General features: G+C 60.5%; 18 protein-coding genes and 3 pseudogenes. 7 read left to right on the plus strand and 14 right to left on the minus strand.

The annotated features are described in order from the left end of the window. Positions 1-49: 49 nt before the first annotated feature. A complete protein-coding gene (locus tag ACP2YO_RS28540; RefSeq protein WP_426434480.1) occupies positions 50-253 on the plus strand; it encodes a DUF1289 domain-containing protein in 204 nt (67 codons plus the stop codon). 124 nt (positions 254-377) lie between these two features. Continuing rightward, entirely contained in the window at positions 378-956 is a 579-nt protein-coding gene (locus tag ACP2YO_RS28545) for a TIGR02281 family clan AA aspartic protease (protein ID WP_426434481.1), read from the plus strand. Between the two features lie 450 nt (positions 957-1,406). On the opposite strand, the gene ACP2YO_RS28550 is transcribed toward ACP2YO_RS28545, so the two are convergent. The 11 genes and pseudogenes from ACP2YO_RS28550 to ACP2YO_RS28600 form a co-directional block, all read right to left on the minus strand. Next, positions 1,407-2,132 carry an ABC transporter ATP-binding protein gene (locus ACP2YO_RS28550; protein ID WP_426434482.1) on the minus strand — a complete coding sequence of 242 codons (726 nt, stop codon included), beginning with the start codon at positions 2,130-2,132 and terminating at the stop codon, positions 1,407-1,409. Next, on the minus strand, positions 2,129-2,872 hold the full coding sequence (locus ACP2YO_RS28555) for an ABC transporter ATP-binding protein (protein ID WP_426434483.1): 744 nt from the start codon (positions 2,870-2,872) through the stop codon (positions 2,129-2,131). The genes ACP2YO_RS28550 and ACP2YO_RS28555 overlap by 4 nt, the downstream gene beginning before the upstream one ends. Positions 2,873-2,874: 2 nt before the next feature. After that, entirely contained in the window at positions 2,875-3,876 is a 1,002-nt protein-coding gene (locus ACP2YO_RS28560) for a branched-chain amino acid ABC transporter permease (protein ID WP_426434484.1), read from the minus strand. Further along, a complete protein-coding gene (locus ACP2YO_RS28565) occupies positions 3,873-4,742 on the minus strand; it encodes a branched-chain amino acid ABC transporter permease (protein WP_426434485.1) in 870 nt (289 codons plus the stop codon). The genes ACP2YO_RS28560 and ACP2YO_RS28565 overlap by 4 nt, the downstream gene beginning before the upstream one ends. A gap of 139 nt (positions 4,743-4,881) precedes the next feature. Continuing rightward, a complete protein-coding gene (locus tag ACP2YO_RS28570) occupies positions 4,882-6,132 on the minus strand; it encodes an ABC transporter substrate-binding protein (protein ID WP_426434486.1) in 1,251 nt (416 codons plus the stop codon). A 379-nt stretch (positions 6,133-6,511) separates the two neighbouring features. Continuing rightward, complete coding sequence (locus ACP2YO_RS28575) at positions 6,512-7,438, minus strand: cytochrome c oxidase assembly protein (protein ID WP_426434487.1); 927 nt, start codon at positions 7,436-7,438, stop codon at positions 6,512-6,514. A 156-nt stretch (positions 7,439-7,594) separates the two neighbouring features. Then, complete coding sequence (gene dusA / locus ACP2YO_RS28580) at positions 7,595-8,554, minus strand: tRNA dihydrouridine(20/20a) synthase DusA (protein WP_426434488.1); 960 nt, start codon at positions 8,552-8,554, stop codon at positions 7,595-7,597. 669 nt (positions 8,555-9,223) lie between these two features. Further along, a complete protein-coding gene (locus ACP2YO_RS28585; protein WP_426434489.1) occupies positions 9,224-10,201 on the minus strand; it encodes a PstS family phosphate ABC transporter substrate-binding protein in 978 nt (325 codons plus the stop codon). Positions 10,202-10,432: 231 nt separating this feature from the next. Beyond that, positions 10,433-11,610, minus strand: a pseudogene (locus ACP2YO_RS28590) (MFS transporter). A gap of 2 nt (positions 11,611-11,612) precedes the next feature. Then, positions 11,613-12,835 (minus strand): annotated as a pseudogene (locus ACP2YO_RS28595) (NAD(P)-binding protein). A gap of 49 nt (positions 12,836-12,884) precedes the next feature. After that, the gene (locus tag ACP2YO_RS28600; RefSeq protein WP_426443334.1) at positions 12,885-13,202 is read right to left on the minus strand and encodes an ArsR/SmtB family transcription factor; all 318 of its coding nucleotides are present in this window, start codon (positions 13,200-13,202) and stop codon (positions 12,885-12,887) included. Positions 13,203-13,294: 92 nt separating this feature from the next. Between ACP2YO_RS28600 and ACP2YO_RS28605 the strand changes: the two genes are divergently transcribed. Next, positions 13,295-13,459, plus strand: coding sequence for a DUF1330 domain-containing protein (locus tag ACP2YO_RS28605; RefSeq protein WP_426434490.1), 165 nt, complete (start codon positions 13,295-13,297; stop codon positions 13,457-13,459). Here the strand turns inward: ACP2YO_RS28605 and ACP2YO_RS28610 are convergent. The 3 genes and pseudogenes from ACP2YO_RS28610 to ACP2YO_RS28620 all read right to left on the minus strand — a co-directional run bounded on the left by ACP2YO_RS28610 (position 13,413) and on the right by ACP2YO_RS28620 (position 15,864). Then, positions 13,413-14,127: pseudogene (locus ACP2YO_RS28610) on the minus strand (sulfite exporter TauE/SafE family protein). The gene ACP2YO_RS28605 and the pseudogene ACP2YO_RS28610 sit on opposite strands and share 47 nt — an antisense overlap. 226 nt (positions 14,128-14,353) lie before the next feature. Continuing rightward, positions 14,354-15,178, minus strand: a complete 825-nt coding sequence (locus tag ACP2YO_RS28615; protein WP_426434491.1) for a substrate-binding domain-containing protein — start codon at positions 15,176-15,178, stop codon at positions 14,354-14,356. Further along, positions 15,175-15,864 (minus strand): ABC transporter permease, encoded by a 690-nt coding sequence (locus ACP2YO_RS28620; RefSeq protein ID WP_426434492.1) that lies wholly within the window; start codon positions 15,862-15,864, stop codon positions 15,175-15,177. Before ACP2YO_RS28620 ends, ACP2YO_RS28615 begins: the two co-directional genes overlap by 4 nt. Before the next feature lie 302 nt (positions 15,865-16,166). Between ACP2YO_RS28620 and ACP2YO_RS28625 the strand changes: the two genes are divergently transcribed. From ACP2YO_RS28625 to ACP2YO_RS28640, 4 genes are all read left to right on the plus strand, one after another. Continuing rightward, entirely contained in the window at positions 16,167-16,532 is a 366-nt protein-coding gene (locus ACP2YO_RS28625) for an ArsR/SmtB family transcription factor (RefSeq protein ID WP_426434493.1), read from the plus strand. Between the two features lie 56 nt (positions 16,533-16,588). Beyond that, the gene (locus ACP2YO_RS28630; RefSeq protein WP_426434494.1) at positions 16,589-17,470 is read left to right on the plus strand and encodes a PhnD/SsuA/transferrin family substrate-binding protein; all 882 of its coding nucleotides are present in this window, start codon (positions 16,589-16,591) and stop codon (positions 17,468-17,470) included. Between the two features lie 66 nt (positions 17,471-17,536). Continuing rightward, positions 17,537-18,910 (plus strand): ATP-binding protein, encoded by a 1,374-nt coding sequence (locus ACP2YO_RS28635; protein ID WP_426434495.1) that lies wholly within the window; start codon positions 17,537-17,539, stop codon positions 18,908-18,910. Further along, the gene (locus ACP2YO_RS28640; RefSeq protein ID WP_426434496.1) at positions 18,900-20,216 is read left to right on the plus strand and encodes a sigma-54-dependent transcriptional regulator; all 1,317 of its coding nucleotides are present in this window, start codon (positions 18,900-18,902) and stop codon (positions 20,214-20,216) included. Before ACP2YO_RS28635 ends, ACP2YO_RS28640 begins: the two co-directional genes overlap by 11 nt. The last annotated feature ends 220 nt before the right edge of the window (positions 20,217-20,436 follow it).

A 20,436-nucleotide genomic window follows, 5' to 3' on the forward strand; every position in this document is an offset into this window, starting at 1 on the left:
GCGCTTTAGCGGGTTGCAGAAGCGACTGAAACCGTTCAACACTTCAGGAATGAGCCAAGACACGCCGTGTATCGCAGTCTGCATGATGGACCCCAGGACCAAGCTTTGCTTCGGATGCGGGCGAACGCTTCCGGAGATCGCGCGCTGGCACAAGATGGACAGCGCGGAACGTCTGGCTGTCATGGCGACGTTGCCCGAGCGCATGGCGGAGGCCGGACTCGAGCGCATGGAGCCGCGTCCGAAACGCGCCTAGAGCCTCTCCCGTTCCGATGGAACGGGGCTCTAGATTTTTGTTTTGACGCGTTTTCTTCACGCGAACCGGTATCCACTTCGCTCGAAAACGCTTTAAGCGCTCCTTCCATGCGAAGAGGTGCGCCGTGAGTCGCATCCTCCTCATCGTCCTGCTGCTGATGGCGACCGCCGGCGCGGTCGTCACCTATGGCGACCCTGATCAGATTGCGCGCGCCAGGGACAACATCTGGCAAATTTTCGGCCACAACGTTGCGCCCCCCGCCCCTGTGCCCGCGGTGCAGATCACACGCAGCCAGGGCGGCGAGTTCGCGTTCCGCGCCAAGATCAACGGTGTCACCGCACCGATGGTGATCGACACCGGCGCGACCTCGGTCGTGCTCACCTGGGAGACGGCGAAGGCGATCGGGCTGCCGACCGAAATGCTCGAATACAATGTCGATCTCGAAACCGCCGGCGGTCACACCAAGGCGGCACGGCTGACGCTCGATCGGCTCGCCGTCGGCAAGCTGGTCGAGAAATCGGTGCCGGCGCTGGTGGTGCAGCGCGGGCAGATGAAGACCAACCTGCTCGGCATGAGCTTCCTCGATCGGCTCGAAAGCTGGGGCGTGCGCGCCGACAAGCTGATGCTGAATGGCTACCCCGACGTCACCGGCAGCATCAGTGCCACAAGCCGCAATCGGCACCCGCATACGGCCATCGACTAAAGCGAGATGAGCTTTGGTCGAATCGGTTCGCGGCGGTTTTGGTTCACCTCTCCCCGGCGGGGAGAGGTCGGCGCGAAGCCGGTGAGGGCTCTTGTTTCTTGATAGACCGTAACCCCTCACCCGATTTGCTGCGCAAATCGACCTCTCCCAAGGGAGAGGTGAACCTTCGACGCCGTTTGAGCTCGATCTAAACTCATCATGCTTTAGCGCCGCGCGGTCAGCCTCGCGGCACGCCGAGGCGGCGCTCGCGCGAGCCTCGGACTGCCAAGCTCAGGCTTTCAAGCTTCAGACTTTCAAGCTTAGACTCGGCTCTGATGGAAGCGATAGAGCAGGACGCCCATCGTGATTGCGACAATCACGTAGAATACGACGGCATCGGCGTTGGGATGTCCTTCGACGAAAGTGAGCATCATTCCCTCCTGGCTGTGAAGATTGCGATCATGATTTGGGCTAGTGGTCGCTCGTGGCCCATTCCTTCGCGCTGGCGCCGGCCATCGAGCGGACGCGCTCCTCGTCATTTGCGAGCTCGGCGGCGCTGCCGCTGTAGATGATGGCACCGTCGTCCAGCACATAGGCGCGGTCGGCGACGGCGAGGCTGACACGAACGTTCTGCTCGACCAGCAGCACCGAGATCCCCTCCTTGCGCATAGCCTGAATGATTTGAAAGACCTCCTTGACGATCAGAGGGGCTAGTCCCTGGCTCGGCTCGTCGAGCAGAAGAAGCTTTGGATTGAGCAGCAACGCTCGCGCGATCGAAAGCATCTCCTGCTCGCCGCCGGAGAGCTGGCGGCCAAGATTGTGCCGCCGCTCCGCAAGGCGCGGAAAGGTATCGAACACGCGCTTGGTGGTCCACGGGCCGGGCCGCGCGACCGGAACCAGCAAATTGTCCTCAACCGTCAAATTGGCGAAGATCTTGCGACCTTCCGGCACGTAGCCGACGCCAAGTGCCGCCACCCGATAGGGTGACATCCGGGTCGCGTCCGTCCCGAACAGCATCACATTGCCGTCACGCGGCGGGGTCAGTCCCATGATGCTCCGGAGAGTTGTCGTCTTGCCGGCACCATTGCGGCCAAGAAGCACGACGATCTCGCCCTCGTTCACCGTCAGGCCGACATTGTGAAGGATGTGGCTCTTGCCGTAGAACGTTTGCAGCCCCGCGATCTTCAGCGGCGTCATTGGCTCTCTCCGAGATAGGCTGCCTGCACGGCTTCCGAGGCTGCGATCTCGTCTGGCCTCCCCTCGGCCAACAGACCGCCCTGATCGAGCACCGTGATGTAATCGGCGAGGTGAAACACCACGCGCATGTCGTGCTCGATCAGCACGATGGTGTAATTCCTTTCCTTGTGCAGGCGGCGAATGAGAGCCGTGATCTCATACGTCTCCTGGTCACCCATGCCGGCGGTCGGTTCATCGAGCAGCAACAGACGCGGAAGCTGCGCCAGCGCCATCGCGATCTCGGTGGTCCTCTGGTCACCATGGGAGAGTTCGCCCACCAGCCGGTCTGCCTTGCCGGAGAGCCCCACGAGCGCCAGCATTTCGGCTGCGACGTCGTTGGCAAGCTTGGCGTCGGCGCGATTCGGCAGCATGCGCAACGTCTGGCCTGCGGCGACTTCGGCCGCGGTGAGCACGTTCTCGTGGACGGTCAGTTCCGGAAACACCTCTGTGATCTGGAACGTGCGTCCCATCCCGAGTCCGACCCGCAGATGCGCCGGCACCTGTGTCACGTCCTTGCCTTGAAACAGGATCGATCCCTTGGTCGGGGGAAAGTAGCCGCTGATCATGTTGAAGAAGGTCGTCTTGCCCGCCCCGTTCGGGCCGATGATGGCGCGCAGTTCGCCCATCTTGACCGACATCGACACGTCCTTCACGGCGACCAGATTGCCAAAACGTTTCGTGATGTTGCGAATCTCGAGCATGGTCACACCGATCCGCGCATGCGCCGCATGCCGAGCAAGCCGCGCGGGAAGAACAGCACGACCAGCACGAAAATCGCGCCGACAAAGGACATCCAGTTCACGGTCATCGACGAGATGTAGTCCTGCAGCACCACGAACACGGCCGCACCGACCAGCGGCCCCCAGAACGTTCGCATGCCGCCCATCACGCACATCACGACGAAATAACCTGAAAGCGTGTAGTGTAAGGCCAGCGGATCGGCAAAATTGTTGAGCAGCGCATAGAGCGTGCCCGCAAGCGCGGTGAAGAAGCAGGAGATCGAGAACGACAGCCAGATCTGGCGTTCGACAGGGATCGCCAGAAAGCGCGCCCGACGCTCATTCTCCCGGATCGCCCGCAAGGTATGACCGAACGGCGACCGGAGCAGAAGGCCCATCAGCGCCACGGCAACGGCGAACACGGCGAGCAGGAAGAAATAGAATTTATTGCCTTCGGTGATGTCGAACGACAACCGGCCAAATCCGATCGGCTCGCGATGAAAATCGCGTAAGCCATCAAAGCCGCCGGTGAAATCGTTCCAGCTATAGGCGAGGTAGTACCAGAGCTGCCCGAATGCGATCGTGCACATCGCAAAGTAAACGCCACGGCGGCGCACGATCAGAAGGCCGAACAGGGTACCGGCCAATCCGCCGAGCAGCGTTCCCAGCAGCATGGCGAGCGGAGTGCTGTGTGCGAGATATCGCAACGTTAGGCCGGCGCCATAGGCGCCGAGCCCGAAATAGGCGGCGTGGCCAAAACTGAGGACGCCGGTGAAGCCCAGCAACAGGTTCAGGCCCGTCGCAGCTAACCCGAAGACCAGCACCCGCCCGGCGAGCGCGGTGTAACCGCCGAGCATCGGGAGCCAATAGGGAACCGCGATCAGAACGGCCCAGACGACGACGAGCAAGACCCATCGCGGAACGGCTGGTTCCCGCTTTGCCCCGACCGTCGCGGCGGCCACGCTCGCGCCGACGTCGGTGCTCATGCCATCATTCCTTCCTCGCCCATCAGGCCTCGCGGACGAACAAGGAGCACGATCATCATGATCGCATAGATCACCGCCTCACTCGCAGTGGGAAAGAAGACCGTCGTGAGCGCCGCCGCCACCCCGATCAGCAGCCCGCCGAACAGCGTGCCGATCAAGCTGCCGACACCACCGACGATGATCGCGATGAAGCTCGGCATCAGCAGGTCGTCGCCCATGTTGGGATTGAGGCCGATTTGCCCGGCCGCAAGCACCCCGCTCAGTCCCGCCAGCAGGCAGCCGAGCGCGAAGTTGAACGTCCGCAACAGGCTGATGTTGACCCCGAGCGACGCCACCGTCTCGAGGTCGAGCGTGCCTGCACGGATGCGTACGCCGACCCGCGTGTAGCGCAGGAATGCGAACAATCCGAGCACCGCGACGATGACGACCGCGACCATGAAGACGCGATACCAGGTGATGAAGAACAAGGTGGGGCTGATCGGTTGCGACAGATAGTCGGGCAATCCGAGCGGCAGTCCATTCGGTCCCCAGATATAGCGGGCGGCATCCTGCATCACGAAGGCAAATCCGAACGTGAGCAACAGGCTGTAGACCGGATCCCGGTTGTAGACCCGCCGGATCATCAACCGCTCGACCGCAAGACCGATCAGCGCCGTGATCAGCGGCGAGACCAGCAACGCGCCCCAGTAACCCAGCGCCGGCGACAACGTGAAAGCAAGATAGCCGCCGAGCGCCAGGAAGTTGCCGTGGGCGAAGTTGATGACGTTGCTGAGATTGAGGATCAGCGACAAGCCCAGCGCCATCAGCACGTAGAATGCACCGATGATGAGACCATTGGTGACGTTGAACAATATGACCTGGAACATCCCGCCCTCGGTGCTGCCGATTTTTCAGCTCTAGAGCTTCGGTTCTGATTGAATCAGAACCGAAGCTCTAGATTCTTGTTTTGACGCGTTTTCTTCACGCGAACCGGTGTCCACTTCGCTCGAAAACGCTCTAGGTCCGTCAGGACGGCTCCACCATTTTGCAACCGGTGTCCGCCACCGAGCCCGCGGCCTGGTCGCCCGGGACGAGCGCTGCGGTCGTGAAGACGTCGTCCGGTGCAGATTTGGGCGGATGCACTTCCCCGACGAAAATGTTCGGCATCAGCTCATGATCTCCGGCGCGGTAGCGCACCTTTCCCGGCTGCAACGCAACGTCCGGCGGTAGCTCGAGATCCTCGAGCGCCTTCGCCAGTTTCGGGCCTTCCAGCGATTTCGCCTTCTCCGCCGCAATCCGGACCGTATGCATCGCGACATGCCCGAACCAGTCGCGCGCGGACGGCGTCTTCTTGGTTGCCGCGCGGTAATCGCTCACGAACTTGACGACCTCGGGCATGTCGGGCTGATTCCACCACCACTCCATGGTCCACCAACCGGCCTGCGCGTCGGGCGGACATCCCTTGATGCTTTCCAGCTCGAACAGCGCACCGCCGAGGGCCATTTCCTTCTGCATTCCGAATTGCGTGAACTGCTTCATGCAATTGATCTGCGTCAGGCCGCCCATGTTGTTGAGCAGGACGTTCGGTTTGTAGGCCTTCGCCTTGATCAGCGTCGCGGAGAAATCGGTGTTGTTGATCGGGAGCATGTCGCCCTCGAACGTACCGCCGGCCTTCGCGAGCGCCTTTACGAAGGCGTCCTGCAAGGTGTGACCATATGCATAGTCCGGCGTAATGAAGAACCACTTCTTGCCGAACTTCTTCACCAACTCAGGCGTGACCGCGTTGGCATCCATCGTGGTGGTGTTGCAGATGCGGAACACGTTCCATTTGCAGTTCGTGCCGGTGATCGGATCGGTGTGACCGCCGGGAACAATGTGAAACACCTTCTTCTCGTTGGTCACCTGCGACATCGCATAGGCAATGCCGGAATTCACGTCGCCGAGGATGACGGCGACATTGTCGCGATCGATCAGTTTTCGGGTCTTCTGCACGCCGGTGCCGACGTCGTTCGCGGAATCTTCGACGAGGAGCTGAACCTGGCGGCCCAGAATCCCGCCCTTCTTGTTGATTTCGGCCTCGGCGTATCGGGCGCCATCGACCTCGCTTTGCGCCAGCGCGGACAGCACTCCGGTCAGGGGATTGACCATTCCGATCTTGACCGGCTCGTCGGCAAGCGACTTGACGATGAAGGGCGCGCCGATCGCCTGGCTGCCGGCCAGAGCAATTCCGGACTTGATGAGCGCGCGACGATTGATCGACCATCGAATCGTAGCCATTCCAGACCTCCCGGTTTTGTCGTTTTTTCGCTGACGTTATTGCATCAAGACAAAGTCACTCCTGCCGACCCGATGACCGCAAAGAGATTTCCATCTCAGAGATCTGGGGCGATTTGACATCGCTGTTTGGAATTGGGCGCGCGAGACGGCTCTCTCTATTCTTCCTGCATCGCAGGAAGCGGTTGCCGCGGCGCTCCGGTGCGGCAGGATGCCCCACTCCTCCTGCAGCACAAATCCACAATTCGTCTAACCGTGATGCGGCCTGTCGCTCCCAGAGCGGGCGGCTCGCTGCCGCGCAGCATTTTGATGCTCGCAGAGCAACATCGCATCATGCCCGGAAGACTATTGACCGGGTGAAGGCCGCAGCAACTGAATTGCCTTAATACTCGCCGCTTGGCGCGGCCGCCTTCACCTTGATCGGATCGCGGTGCTGCTGGCTCGCTTGCTGCAGATACGCGACGATGTCGCGGCGAGACGGAGCATCGAGCACACGAACCGGCATGCGTACGCCAGGCACGAATTTCTTGGGGTCGGCCAGCCACTGATCGAGATTGTCGGTCGACCAGGTGAGGCCCGCGCTCGCCAGCGCGGGTGAATAGTGGTAGCCGGAGGCCGAGCCGGCCCGGCGGCCGACCACCCCGCCGAGCATGGGCCCGGTCTTGTTGCTATCGATCGCGTGACACGCGGTGCACCGCTCGGTGAAAAGCTGCTCGCCATGGACGGCATCCGGCGCGGCGTTGGGCTCGAACCGCGCAAGATTCTTGGCCTGATCGGGGTTCACTGAACGCAGCAAGGTATAGCTGAGCGTGATCGTATCGACGTGGGCATCGTCGGAATCTTGCGCAAACGCCGTATCGACGTAGAACACGACGGGCATTTCGACTTTCTGATGCGGATCGAGGCGTTCCTCGTTGAAACAGAAGCATTGGATCTTGTTGAAATAGGCACCGCTGGTTTCCGGGGTGACGTTGAACGTCGCATGCGCAACGATCGATTCATTGCTGAGATTTTCGGCGCTGAAGAACACCAGCTTTTGTTCACCGAGATGGACTGTTACCGAGCGCTGCTCAGGCTCGAAGCGCCACGGCAAATTCGGCGCAACATTGCTGTCAAACGCAACCGTCACGGTTCTCTCTGAAGTGGTGGTCGGGTCAGAATAGGCCCGCTGCGTCGTTCCGCCGTATCCGGTCGCCCCGCAGAATGCGCGGTAAAGCTGCGGCGCATAGGCCACCAGACCGAACATGATGCCGAGGACGACAAAGCAGGGCAGTAGAACGTTCAGGTTTCCCCGGGACTTTGGCGCCATCGTCACTTCCTCGTGCTGGCTGCCCCCGCCGCCAGCCGTGGTGTAAACCTATGAAGTGTTGTCGTCCACTGGGACAACAAGCCAAATCTCCGGCGTTTCATTCAGTGACAACGGGTCGTGGCCGTAAGGTCGAGATTGTGCTCGAACGGCGTCCGCTCAGGCGGCGATCGACACCGCCGCGCGTTCGTCGACCAGCGCAATCGCATCGCGCAGCACGTCTGCGCCCGCGCCGGGCTTGACGCCGTTCTCCGCCAGATGGCGGCGGAACGCGCGTGCGCCGGGGACGCCGTGGAATGCGCCGACGAAATGCCGCGTGATGGCATGCAGCCGCGTCCCCTGCGCCAGCTGCGCCTCGATGTAGGGCATCATCGCCGCGAACACGTCCTTCATCGTGGCGTGTGGCGCCACCTCGCCAAACAAATCAGGGTCGACCGCGAGCAGCCGCCACGGCTCCTGATAGGCCGCCCGCCCCAACATGACGCCATCAACGTGCGACAGGTGCTGCTTGGCCTCGGCCAGGCTCGTGATGCCGCCATTGATGATGATGGGCACCTCCGGCAACGCCGCCTTGAGGCGGTAGACGCGGTCGTAATCGAGCGGCGGGATGTCGCGGTTCTCCTTCGGCGACAAACCGTTGAGCCAGGCCTTGCGGGCATGCACAACCAGCGCATCCGCACTGGCAGCGATCACGCCCCGCGCCAACACGTCGAGCGCAATTTCGGGATCCTGATCGTCGATGCCGATCCGGCATTTCACCGTGACCGGAATTTTCACAGCCCGCTTCATCGCCGCGACGCCGTCGGCAACCAGCGCCGGCTCGGCCATCAGGCAGGCGCCGAAGCGGCCATCCTTCACGCGATCGGAAGGACAACCGACATTGAGATTGATCTCGTCATAGCCGAAATCCTCGCCAATGACAGCGGCAGTGGCGAGATCGCGCGGATCGGAGCCACCGAGCTGCAGCGCCACCGGATGCTCGCTCATGTCGAACCCGAGCAGCCGCGCCCGATCACCGCGGATCACCGCGCCGGTCGTCAGCATCTCGGTATAAAGCCGCGCCCGCCGCGACATCAGGCGATGGAAGACGCGGCAATGCCGGTCGGTCCAATCCATCATGGGCGCGACACTGAAGCGTCGACCTAAGTTATTGTTTTCACTTGAATTATGGGAAATAGTCGCCTCTTCTTATGTTTGGACCGACAAAGGATCGAAGCGTTTTAACTAAGAGATTTTCCTTTCTTTTCAAAGCGTTGAAATCACCGATTTGCCGGCATGGTCCCTGACGTCACCTGGTTCGGTACAGCATTGCAGTACTGGTAACGGTCAAGCTGTACCGAGCTCCTCGGTCGACAATTCCGGCGTGGGGATCCAACAAGCGATCACAATATCTGCTTAGCGCTGCGCTTCGCACACGCCTAGACCCACCAAGCTTCGATCGTAGATTCGGCGGGCGCATCGCACGAAAAGGTCATGTCAGGGCGTATCTTCCGGCCGATCCCAAGCTGCGAAGGTTTAGGCGCCTCATTCGCGCGAGCAAGCAACCCTCGCAAGGAAGATCAATCCCTCCTTGATCATCGATGATACCTGTTCGGCGCGGTGACCACGAACACCCTTGGTCGCCCCAGTAGGCGGCCTCTTCATTATCCGCGCGATCCACGATCGTCAGCATACCGTTGTCGGCATCGTGCAGAAGAGCGAATGCCGCCGCGCACCTCCCCTAACATCCGATGACGGTACGCACCGAAGAGATGGATAATGCAGGCAAGATGCGTCCCTGGGACGGGATCAATGCGACGGGCTCGAAATTCCCAATTTTCTAAGTTCCTGCTCGCGAATATCGTTTGCGATCGGGAAGAAGCCACCTTTTTCAGTTTGGATCTGCCCATCCTTGGACAAGATATATTTTATGAATTCGCTGCGCAGGGGATCGAGTGGCTGGTCAGGCTTCTTGTTCAGATAAATATAGAGGTAGCGAGCTAGCGGGTATTTGCCTGAATAGGTTGCTTCCTCGGACGTATCAAAGCATTGCCCACCCTGCACGGCGGACAGCGGAACAGTGCGCACCCCTTCGGTCTTGTATCCGATTCCGGAATAGCCGATCGCGAACCGGTCGTTCGCGACGTTTTGGACTACGGCTTCCGAACCGGGCTGCAGCTTGACGTCTTTTTTGTAGTCTCCACTGTACAGTGCCATCTCCTGAAAGAACGCGTAGGTACCCGATAGTTCGTTGCGGCCGTAGACAATTATGGGTTTGGCGGCCCACTCTCCCGTCAAGCCTGCGTCGCCCCACAGGGCAATATCCGGCCCGAAAGCCGCAACACGGGAGGATGAGAAAATCCGGTTCAATTGGGCTATCGACAAGCACGGGATCGGATTTGCCTTATTGACGTAGACCGCCAACGCATCGACCGCGACGCGAAACTGTAGGACCGGATAGCCGTACTTTGTTTTGAACGCGTCAAGCTCCACGCTGTTCATGGGGCGGGACATCGGCGCGAATTGAGCCGCTCCCTCAAGCAGTGCGGGCGGCGCGGTCGCCGAGCCCTTGGCATCGACATCGATTTTGACGCCGGGATAAACAGCCATGAACCCTGTGGCCCACAACTCCATTTCGTTTTTGAGCGTATCAGAGCCGACCGACTTCAGAGAGCCAGCGGTACCCTGCATCGGAACATAGTTCGGGAGTTGCTGATCCAAGGCATAAGCGCTGGTGTAGCCGACACATTGTGCCATTAACGCGACCGCAAACAATCTTGCGCTCATGGAACACCCCTTCGCTGTGCCTTGTTGTCGAACTGTCGAGACTTATCGACATAATATGTAATCGGTCTTCGTGATGTTTCCATGACAGCCGCGACAGCGATTAAATGTGAAAAACCAACGGCCGTTGTGGATGATCATCGGGGCAGCAGTGGCCTCGCTCACGGTCTCGGCAATGGGGCCAGCGACATATCTCTGAGCCGCACACGGGTACGCCGCTGTTGCTGGCGACAATCACTTCGTCGGCGATACAGCTTCCGCGGCTTGATGATGCCCGTGCGGTAACAACATCAGAGCCAGCAACGCCGACAAACTCAGAACGGACGAAACCGCAACCACGCCGCGCCCCATCGATTCGATCAGTAGACCGAACCCCAGAGGGGCCAGCGCTTGCGCGATGCGCGAGGGCGCCCCGATGAGACCGAGCCGGTAGGCATAGTTTTCCGGACCGAAGATGGCCAGCGGCAGGGTGCCGCGCGCGATCGTCAGGATGCCGTTTCCGGCGCCGTGCAGGAGCGCAAACGCCGCCGCGGCGCCTCCTCCGAAAATGCCGATGACGCAGGCCCCAATGGGGTGGGTAATGCAGGCGAGACGTGTCGAGAACAGCGGGTGAAATCTGCTCAACGTGCTGGCTTCGAGAATGCGCGCCGCCACCTGTGCCGGTCCGATCATCATGCCAGCGAACACGCCTGCGCCGGCGTAGCACCGAATGCCTCCACGATGCGCGGCAGATGGGCCGCCATCGCTGAGGTCACCGTCCAGGCTGCGGCGAAGGCGAACGACAGCAGCACCATCGTGCGATCGATCGGGATATGCGGTTTGACGACGGGGCCGACGGTCCGCCGCTCCGGTACCGTCGCGGGCAGTAGCAACATGTTGAGCGGAAGTCCGATCAGCATATGCGCGGCGGCCCAGGCGAAGCACATTTCCCGCCATCCGATGGTCTCGAGACCGAGCGTGCTGAGGGGCCAACCGACGGTGCTGGCAACGCCAGCGATCAGCGTGATGCCGGTGATGGCCTTGCGGGCGTTATCGCCGTAGATACGACCGAGTGCGCCGAACGCCGCATCGTAGAGTCCGAGACCCATGCCGATCCCAAGCAGCAGCCAGGCGCTGGACATCATCCACACCGAGGTCGACGCGCCAAGCAACGCGAGCCCCGCAGCCAGGATGATGTTGGACGCCGCCAGCACCTGGCGGCCGCCGACGCGGTCGATCTGTCGGCCGACCCGGGGGCCCAGCAATCCGGATATCACCAGCGATCCGGAGAATGCCGCGAAGAACCAATTGGTCGAAATGCCGAGGTCGCGCGCGATCGGATCCGCAAGAATAGCCGGCAGGTAGTAGCACGACGCCCACGCGAGCGTAGTCGTGCCCAGCCCGACGATGACAGGCAATTGACGGTCGTTCATGTTTACGAACATCCGCATCCCGACTTGCCGACAGCCTTGGCGTCGGCGTCTTGCACGCAACAAGCATCTACGCTTGCGGGCGCCGGACCTCCGCAGCATCCAGACGCGGACGCTCCGCCCTCCACGCCGCCGCGTGTGCAGACGCCGGTCTCGGGCAGTTCCAGTTCGACGCGTTCCGACGCTTCCCGGTCGCCGGCAATGTCGGCGGCGATTGAGCGCACCTGTTCATAGCCCGTGATCATAAGGAAGGTCGGCGCCCGGCCGTAGCTCTTCATGCCGGCGAAATAAAAACCCGGTTCATGTTGCGCCAGCTCGCGGGCGCCATGCGGCCAGACCGTTCCACAGCTACGCTCGTTTGGGTCAGTCAGCGGCGCAAGTGCGATAGGGCATTCGATCGCAGAATCAAGCTGGATGCGAAGCTCACGCAGAAAGTTGAAATCCGGACGAACTCCCGTGGCGACGATAAGTTCATCGGCTACGACGTTGCGGCCACAGCAAGCCGATCCAGCCGCAATCCTCAGCCGTTCGCCGTCAATGCTTACGTGGGTGGTGCGGAATGCCGGCTCGACCCTGATCTTGCCTGCGGCGACCAATGCCGCGAAGACAGATCCAAGTTCTCCACGAGCTGCCAGTTTGTCGTTGGCGCCGCCGCCGAAGGCTTTTGCCGGATTGTCGCCACGCAGCAGCCAAACGACGTCGGTTCCGGGTGCCTGACCCTCAACTCGGCCAAGTCGGTCAGAGTCCCTATCGCTGAGTGGGAAGCGTCGATGACCGCGTTAGCGCGGACCACCCTTTCTCCCAGACCTCCAGTATAAGCCGTATTTCGATATCGAATTTCGAAGGGCGCGTCTTCGCGGCCCTTGGTCTTCAGTCTGTCGAAGCCTCGGCGGCTTATGCCGGTGACCTCGCTCGAAGTCAGGATGTGATCCTTCAGCGGAGTCTTCGCGGCAAGCGGATCCAGAAATCGCTCAAGCAATTCGGCGCCAGTCGGGTAGACGTGCGGGTCCAGCGAATTCCAGCCCGTGGCGTCGAGCAATCGCGCGGCCGCTTTATCAACATTGTACTCCCAGGGCGAGAAGAGTTGGACGTGCTGCCACTGGCGTACGGCATGACCGGCAGAAGTGCCAGATTCGAGAACGATAGGCGTCATTCCTCGTTCCATGACGTGAGCCGCAGCGGCCAATCCCACCGGCCCCGCTCCCACAATCGCAACGTTCTTGGTCATTTCATACTCCTGTATTTCCAGAATGTTCGAATTATTGATCCCAAAAACTCTAAGCGGCGGACTTTGTATCGTCGCATTCCGTCTCGTCTGCGCAGCACTCCGCGACGAGGAAATCGACCAGGCCCTGCATGGCGTCGTGGTTGGCATGGCAGACGAGCGTCGCTGCTTCTCGCACCTGGGAAACTAAGCCGACGAACACCAACGATTTTATGTGATGGGAGAGCGTCGATGGAGCGACCTTGAGCTTCTCCTGCAGACGGCCGACCGGCATGCCCGCCCGCCCTGCCCGAACGAGGGCGCGATAGATCCTGAGCCGCGTCGGATTACCGAGGGCTTCGAGGCGCGACGCTGCTTCGTCTATTCTCATAGCCTTCTGTATGAATCGGGCCAGCCGACCTGCCAACTATATTTCTAGAATTATCGAAACAAAAAAACTGCTACTCTCGTTGATCGGTGGTGATGTTTGAATTTCCCACGATGGAAGCCATCCACGCCTTCTGGGACTCCCCCGACTGTGTGCCGATAAAGAAACTGCGCGAGGGTGCAGCTACCGCTGGGCATTTCCCGGGTGTGAAGGCTAACCGAAATCAAGAAGCTGGATACCGGCCGCCAGCAGAATGGTAGCGAGAACGTATCGTGTAGCGGTTTGGGAGAGCCACCTCAGGCCGATCACTGTTCCGATGATCGCGCCGCCCAATACCGCCAAACCGTACAGGACGAAGTGAGACGAGGGAAACTGCCCGGCAAGAAGGACGCCGATCAGGCCAACGGCTGAGTTGGCCAAGATGAAGGGTGCGGATAGGGCGGCGGTTTGCTTCGGAGAAGCCCAGTGAAGGGCGATGAGCGTCGGCGCCAGGAACGCCTCCGACGCCGGTGAGGCCCGAGATCAGTCCAACGACGGCCCCCACGCTCACGCCGCCCCATAGCGGGCATTCGTGATCCAGAGGGGCTGCACCGCCGCGACGCAAGACCATCGCGGCGCCGGCCAGAAGCAGCACGACGCCCGTCGTCGTCTTGTAGACGCGTTCGTCCAGCACGATAAATCCGCCGACGAGCGCCGTCGGTAGCGACGAAAGCAGAAACGGCCGCAGCTTTCTCCAATCGACTACTTTTTCGCGGTTGAAGACCCACGTCGAGTATGCAGCGGCCAAGATGTTGAGCGCCAGCGCCGTAGGCCGCATCTCTGTCGACGGAAAGGTGGCAAATGCCATCAACGCCAGAAACGCCGTTCCGCCCGCTTGGCCTACGGTCGCATAGAGTAGCGAGATGATGCCGAAGAACAGAGCGAGCAAGCGCAGGCCCCCAAGGCCGGAATGAGGCTATTTGGGCAGTGCCCGCGGACTGCTGGCGAGCCTTAGCGGATTAGAACAAGAATTCCTGCGGAGTCATCCTTAGAAAAAAAGCGGCTCGACGCGAGCCGTAAGTCACGCGCCGACCCTAGCCGAACGAGGTCCAGGGCTACTGAACAGTCGGCTCGGCTACCTCAAGGTTAAACCTTTGGCCCAAAGTTGGAAGATATCACTTTGGCGAGCCGGCAGAAGGGTTGAACAATTTCTGACGGTTCACCTGATACGCGCCGATGGCTTGCTGGCCTTCGGATGAAACCAGCCAATCCGCAAATACCTTGGCGATCGCAAGCTTTGCGCCCGCATGTTTTTGCGGACTCAATTCGATCACGTCGTAACGATTGGTCAGGCGCGGGTCGCCCTCGATGGCGACGACCAGCGGTCCTTTGTTATTGAAACTGAGCCACGTGCCACGGTCGGAAAGGGTGTAGGCATCCATCGCGCTCGCCGCATTGAGGGCTTGGCCCATGCCGCCGCCGATGTCCCGATACCACTTTTCCTTGTTGAGGGTATCCGGCGTTTGACCGGCAATTTTCCAAAGCCGCAGCTCCGCCGCATTCGTACCGCTCTTGTCGCCACGCGAAACGAATGGCGCTTGGGCCGATGCAATAGATTTCAAGGCTGCGACGCTATCATTGCCGCCCTTTACATGCGCAGGGTCGGCGGAAGGCCCAACGATGATAAAGTCGTTCCAGGCGATTTGCCGCCGCGTTGAGCCGTGGCCTTCATCCATGAACTGTTGTTCGGCTTCTGGATCGTGAACCAGCAAGAGATCGGCATCGCCCCTGCGCGCGGTGTCGAGCGCCTTGCCCGTGCCCTGCGCAACCACGTTGACCGTAATGCCTGTCTTGGCTGTGAACTGAGGAACAATGTCAGCCAACAGCCCGGAGGCTTCGACCGAAGTCGTCGATGCCAGAACGATGGATTGTTCGGCGGCCGAACCGGCATGGATCGTGCCGATGGTCGCGATAAGCGCCAATACAAACCGGATTTTCATACTTCGTCGCTACCCGCTGTTCTTGCCGGTCCCGCCAATGCGAAGACCGTCGCGCTGATCGAGATACTTATGCCAACCAATACCGCTCCAAGTGCCAGCGCCAGCGCCAGATCTCCTTGACTTGTTTGCAGTGCAATAGCCGTCGTCATCGTTCTGGTCAGCCCGCGGATGTTGCCGCCGACAAGGATCACCGCCCCGACTTCCGAGACGGTTCGACCGAGCCCGGCCAAAACGGCTGTCACAAGGTCGGCGCGAATAATCATCAGGATTTGCGGAACAGCCTGCAATCGGGTCGCGCCGTCGCTGGTCAGCTCGTCGTCATAGCGCGCCCAGGCCCGTTCGCTGGCGCGATGCACCAGCGCGGTGATAATCGGAATTGCAAGGATCGTCTGTGCGATCACCATGGCGGTCGGGGTGAAGAGCAATTCAAGAAAGCCGAGCGGTCCCGAACGAGAAAGCGCCAGGTACAAAATCAACCCGACGACAACCGGCGGCAGACCGAAAAACGCATTGATCAGAATCACAACCAGCCGCCGTCCGCGAAACGAAAAAATCGCGAGCATAGTCCCGAGGGGTAGACTGGCCGCCGCCGCGACCGCCGTCGCCGCCAGGCTGACGCCAATCGAAAGTCCGACAATCTCTAGGAAATCGTACAACCGACAGGCCTTCCAGGCAGAGAATTTCAACGGTAGCCGCCACAATGCCGTCGGTGCAACCCGCTTCGTTCTTCTGTAAATCCACAAACCTCGCAAACCTATGGCGGCAGCGGCACCTTGCCTTATACGTGGTGAGTTGAACCCACAGATCGCGCCCGGCGATGTCGCCTATTGGCGGCACTTTTCAGACCTCAGGGGATGTCTGGTTTGAGTCCGCAAAGCGCCGGATAGCAGACATGGGTCAAGCCGCGCTCGCGAACTAAGCCCCAGAAGGAGCCTCCAAGTCGAAAGTCGGATTTGACAAGCAGCAGTATATCGACAAATCTGGAAATATGGAGAACATTCAGGCTGTCGACGTTCTCGGAGCCTTGGCCCAGTTGACGCGATTGCGCGCTTATCGGGCCCTCCTTAGCCGCGAGCCAGATGGGATCTCCGCTGGGGAGCTGGCGCATGTGATCGAGGTCCCGCAGAATACCCTGTCCGCGCATCTTTCCGTGATGTCGAACGCCGGCTTGGTAACCGCCGAGCGGCGCAGCCGTTCGATCATCTACCGCGCAGACGTACAGGCGTTCCAGAGGGTCGCCCTATTTCTACTTGAGGATTGCTGCCGCGGGCGGCCGGAAATCTGTGCCCCCGTCATCAAAAGTTTGAAGCGCGGCCGCTCGGCCGCCAAGGAGATTTCAAGACTGACGAAATAGCTGCCGAGCCGCCGGGCATTTGGCCAACGGCGCTCGGCTCCGAAGGAGCACGAAGTATGTCGTCCCCTCGAACCGAACGTCCCACGCGCCGCACGCTGCTGTCCCTTGGCGTCGGCTCAATATTAAGCCCGCACATTGCCCGTTTCGCGAACGCGAGCGAACCGACGATCCAGTTCGGACTAACCCCGGTATTCCTCACATCCGATCTCGAACTCTTGGGGCGCCTGCAATCCTACCTGCAGCGCGCCACGAACATGCCGGTAACACTCGTCAACCGGCGTACGTACCAGGAGATCACCGCGCTGTTGACGTCCGGCCAATTGGACGCGGCGTGGATCTGCGGTTTCCCGTTCGTCGCCCATCGCTCCGAATTGCAGCTTCTGGCCGTCCCACTCTGGCATCAGAAGCCACTCTACCAATCGTACCTTATCGTCGACCGCGACCGTGTCGGAGGCAGTATTGATGACTTGCGGGGCGATATCCATGCATTCTCTGATCCCGACTCGAACTCGGGCTTTCTCGTCACGCGAGTCGAGATGGCACAACGCGGCCTTCGCCCAGAGACCTTCTTCGCGAAAACCTTCTTTACTTACGGACATCGGGACGTCATCCGAGCCGTCGCATCGGGACTTGCGGGTTCCGGATCGGTCGACGGTTACGTTTACGACGTTGTCAACGAATTGGAGCCCGAACTCACCTCTCGAACCCGAATCCTCCGACCTTCGGAGTGGTTGGGGTTTCCGCCCGTGGCTGCTCCGCGTAGCCCGTCTGATCCGTCCCGGACAGAAGCCGTCGGACGAGCCTTGATCCGAATGAACGAGGATCCGGAAGGGCTAGCCGTGCTGCGGATGCTTCGGCTGGACGGTTTTGCCGCTGAGGATCCGAGCATCTTCGACACCATCAGCGCGAAGGCCGCACTTGTCGCCGCCGAAGGGTGACGTATGAAATTCATACCCCTCAGATCATGGCCCGTCACCATCAAGGTTCCGCTCGCGGTAGTGGTCATGATGATGCTCGTCGGCCTGGTTCTGTCCGAACGTGTCCTCGCGCGTCTCACCGAGATGCAGCAGAATCACCTCGTCGAACTTTCGCAGAGCTATCTGGACGGATTGTCATCCGCTAGCGCGCCCTCGATATTGCGTGAGGACAATTGGGAAGTGTACGATGCGATCGCGCGTGCACAGGAGATCAACAAAGGTCTTCATCCGCTCGAAACCGTGATTACAAACGGGGACGGAGCGGTCATCGCCGCCTCCGATCCTAAGCTGCATCCTATCGGCACGGGATTTTCCGCCGACGATAGCATGAAAACGAAGGCGTTTAGCTTCACTGCCGGGGAGGATACCGCCAAGGCGATGCGAACGCTATCGTATCCGGGACGGGTCGCCGGGATCATTTATGCGACGTTCGATACAAGGCATCTTGCAGCCGAACGCCGCGACGTGCTGATGGCCCTTGCGCTCACCAACGGCGCGCTGACGGTCCTCCTGGCAGCAGTCGGCTGGCTATTGGTCACGCATATGATGCGCCCCGTGGAAATCCTGTCCGAACATCTCGGTGTCGCGCGTGAGACACTGGCCGTCCCGATCCCGGACGACGTAGTCCAGAAGACCAAGGGCGAGTTCGGGCATCTATTCCGAGGCTACAACGGATTGGTGAGGTCGATGAGGGAGCGCGAAGATCTCGGCAAACGCCTCGCCGAGGAAGAGCGTCTCGGAAGTCTCGGACGACTTGCGTCCGCGGTGGCGCATGAAATCAATAATCCACTGGGCGGGCTCTTCAACGCTCTTTCCACTTTGAGAACGCACGGTCATTCGGAGAATGTTCGCGTCAACAGCTTGGGACTGCTGGAACGGGGACTGAATGGCATTCGGGATGTCGTAAGAACCACGTTGGCCGTGTACCGCACGGACAGCGAGCCCAGGGATCTCACGCCCGCCGACATTGATGATCTTGGGATGCTGGTCGCTCCGGAGGGACGGCGGAAGTTCGTCTCGGTACGAATCGACAATCGCCTCAAAGGGACAGTCCCTGTTGCCAGTACACCGATCCGCCAAGCGTTGCTAAACCTGCTGCTCAACGCGGTCGCTGCGGCTCCGGAGGGCACATCCGTCGACGCGGCGGTCGGCAATGATGATCTTGCTCTGGAAATCATCGTGTCCGATCACGGAGGGGGCATGCCCGACTCCGCGTCGGCTGTTCTCACATCCGGATATGGGCCGGCCCCGATCGAGGGCGGTGGTCTGGGCTTATGGACGACAGGACGGCTCGTCTCCGGCATGGGCGGACGCATCGAAATCCAAAACCTTGCTCCGGCCGGAACGTCGGTGAAACTGGTCATCCCAATTCCTCATGCGGAGTTGTCCGATGTTGCATAGTGATCGGACGATCGGGCTCGTCGAAGACGACCCGATCATGGGCGAAAGCCTGGTACAGAGGCTTGCGCTCGAGGGCGTGACCGTCAAATGGTGGCAACGGGGCCGTGACGCGATCGAAGACATCTCCCGCAGCAAGTTTGAAGCCATCGTGTGCGACATCCGCCTTCCCGACCTCGATGGCGAGGAACTGTTCAGGAAAGCCGCTCGTTCGCCCCTCGTCCCGCCGTTCCTCTTCATCACCGGCTACGGTGATATCGATCAGGCTGTGAGGCTCATGAGGGCCGGGGCTGCGGATTATGTCTTGAAGCCGTTCGACCTCGACCACTTCCTGCTACGTCTCGGTGAATTGATGCGGCCAAGCGGCCGGCAAAGTACGAACGCGCTCGGTCTGTCGCCGTCGATGAGAGCCCTTGAGGCGTTGCTGCAGCGGGTGGCGAAGCTCAATTCGACGGTCATGATCACCGGTGAGACTGGTAGCGGCAAGGAGGTTGCGGCCCGCTTTCTTCATGCATCGGGCCGCGGGGATCGACCGTTCATAGCCGTCAACTGCGCGGCCATTCCCGCCGACCTTTTGGAAAGCGAATTGCTCGGTCATGAGAAGGGAGCCTTTACCGGCGCTACCCAAAGGCATCTCGGTTATGCAGAGCGTGCCGGTGATGGAGTTCTCTTCCTGGACGAGATCGGCGAGTTGCGGGCGGATCTTCAAGCGAAGCTACTGAGGCTCATCGAAGACAAGACATTCTATCGGCTGGGCGGTGAGCGTCCTATCGCGTTCAAGGGGCGTCTCGTCGTCGCCACCAACGCGGATCTCCAGAAGGAAGTCGAAGCCGGTCGTTTCCGCGAGGATCTATACTACCGGATCAACGTGGTGACGGTTCGTGTTCCCCCGCTGCGGGATCGCCCGGAAGACATTCCGTGGCTCATGGAGAAGTTCTTCGCCGAGACCAGCGTCCGGATGGACTCCGAACTGCGGGGCATTAGCGCTCTCGCCGAGGAAGCCGCCCTCACCTACCATTGGCCGGGGAATGTGAGGGAACTCCGCAACAGGATCGAAAGAGCGGTAGCGTTGGGTCTCGGGCTGTGGGTCATGCCGGGTGACATGTTTCCGGAGCAAGGCGAAGACGGTGCGCCGCCGGAGTTCCTGCCTTCGCTGGAAGACGCGCGCCAGAGCGCTGAGAAACGCCACATCCTGCGCGCGTTGGCGTCAACCAACGGTGAGATTGGGGCCACCTCGAAACTGCTGGGCATTGGGCGGACCACGCTCTGGGATAAGATGCGGCGACTGGGATTGAATACGGACGCCTGAGGGAGAACCTTACCGTTCAAACCACACAACTGGTGGGTGTCAGTCGGGATTCCGAACCAACGGCAGTGCACCATGTTCGGATTTCCGAACCGATCCAGCGCGGACGAGATGGCGTAGGATCAAGAAACCTAAGCTTTTCATCAGACTCTGCAGATGGCCTGCCTTCTGCAAGGTGTCTCCTGTCCGATGGGACAAACAGAACCAATGATCTGGGGAGATC

Source organism: Bradyrhizobium genosp. P, from assembly GCF_049949265.1.
Lineage (GTDB): Bacteria > Pseudomonadota > Alphaproteobacteria > Rhizobiales > Xanthobacteraceae > Bradyrhizobium.

Excerpts from the sequence above, each read along its gene's own strand:
- ACP2YO_RS28585 (WP_426434489.1), bottom strand. The coding sequence starts at position 10,201 with ATGAGCGCAAGATTGTTTGCGGTCGCGTTAATGGCACAATGTGTCGGC.
- ACP2YO_RS28540 (WP_426434480.1), top strand. The coding sequence starts at position 50 with ATGAGCCAAGACACGCCGTGTATCGCAGTCTGCATGATGGACCCCAGG.
- dusA (WP_426434488.1), bottom strand. The coding sequence starts at position 8,554 with ATGATGGATTGGACCGACCGGCATTGCCGCGTCTTCCATCGCCTGATG.
- ACP2YO_RS28575 (WP_426434487.1), bottom strand. The coding sequence starts at position 7,438 with ATGGCGCCAAAGTCCCGGGGAAACCTGAACGTTCTACTGCCCTGCTTT.
- ACP2YO_RS28600 (WP_426443334.1), bottom strand. The coding sequence starts at position 13,202 with ATGAGAATAGACGAAGCAGCGTCGCGCCTCGAAGCCCTCGGTAATCCG.
- ACP2YO_RS28555 (WP_426434483.1), bottom strand. The coding sequence starts at position 2,872 with ATGCTCGAGATTCGCAACATCACGAAACGTTTTGGCAATCTGGTCGCC.
- ACP2YO_RS28640 (WP_426434496.1), top strand. The coding sequence starts at position 18,900 with ATGTTGCATAGTGATCGGACGATCGGGCTCGTCGAAGACGACCCGATC.
- ACP2YO_RS28635 (WP_426434495.1), top strand. The coding sequence starts at position 17,537 with ATGATGATGCTCGTCGGCCTGGTTCTGTCCGAACGTGTCCTCGCGCGT.
- ACP2YO_RS28625 (WP_426434493.1), top strand. The coding sequence starts at position 16,167 with ATGGAGAACATTCAGGCTGTCGACGTTCTCGGAGCCTTGGCCCAGTTG.
- ACP2YO_RS28560 (WP_426434484.1), bottom strand. The coding sequence starts at position 3,876 with ATGAGCACCGACGTCGGCGCGAGCGTGGCCGCCGCGACGGTCGGGGCA.
- ACP2YO_RS28565 (WP_426434485.1), bottom strand. The coding sequence starts at position 4,742 with ATGTTCCAGGTCATATTGTTCAACGTCACCAATGGTCTCATCATCGGT.
- ACP2YO_RS28605 (WP_426434490.1), top strand. The coding sequence starts at position 13,295 with ATGTTTGAATTTCCCACGATGGAAGCCATCCACGCCTTCTGGGACTCC.
- ACP2YO_RS28550 (WP_426434482.1), bottom strand. The coding sequence starts at position 2,132 with ATGACGCCGCTGAAGATCGCGGGGCTGCAAACGTTCTACGGCAAGAGC.
- ACP2YO_RS28615 (WP_426434491.1), bottom strand. The coding sequence starts at position 15,178 with ATGAAAATCCGGTTTGTATTGGCGCTTATCGCGACCATCGGCACGATC.
- ACP2YO_RS28570 (WP_426434486.1), bottom strand. The coding sequence starts at position 6,132 with ATGGCTACGATTCGATGGTCGATCAATCGTCGCGCGCTCATCAAGTCC.
- ACP2YO_RS28630 (WP_426434494.1), top strand. The coding sequence starts at position 16,589 with ATGTCGTCCCCTCGAACCGAACGTCCCACGCGCCGCACGCTGCTGTCC.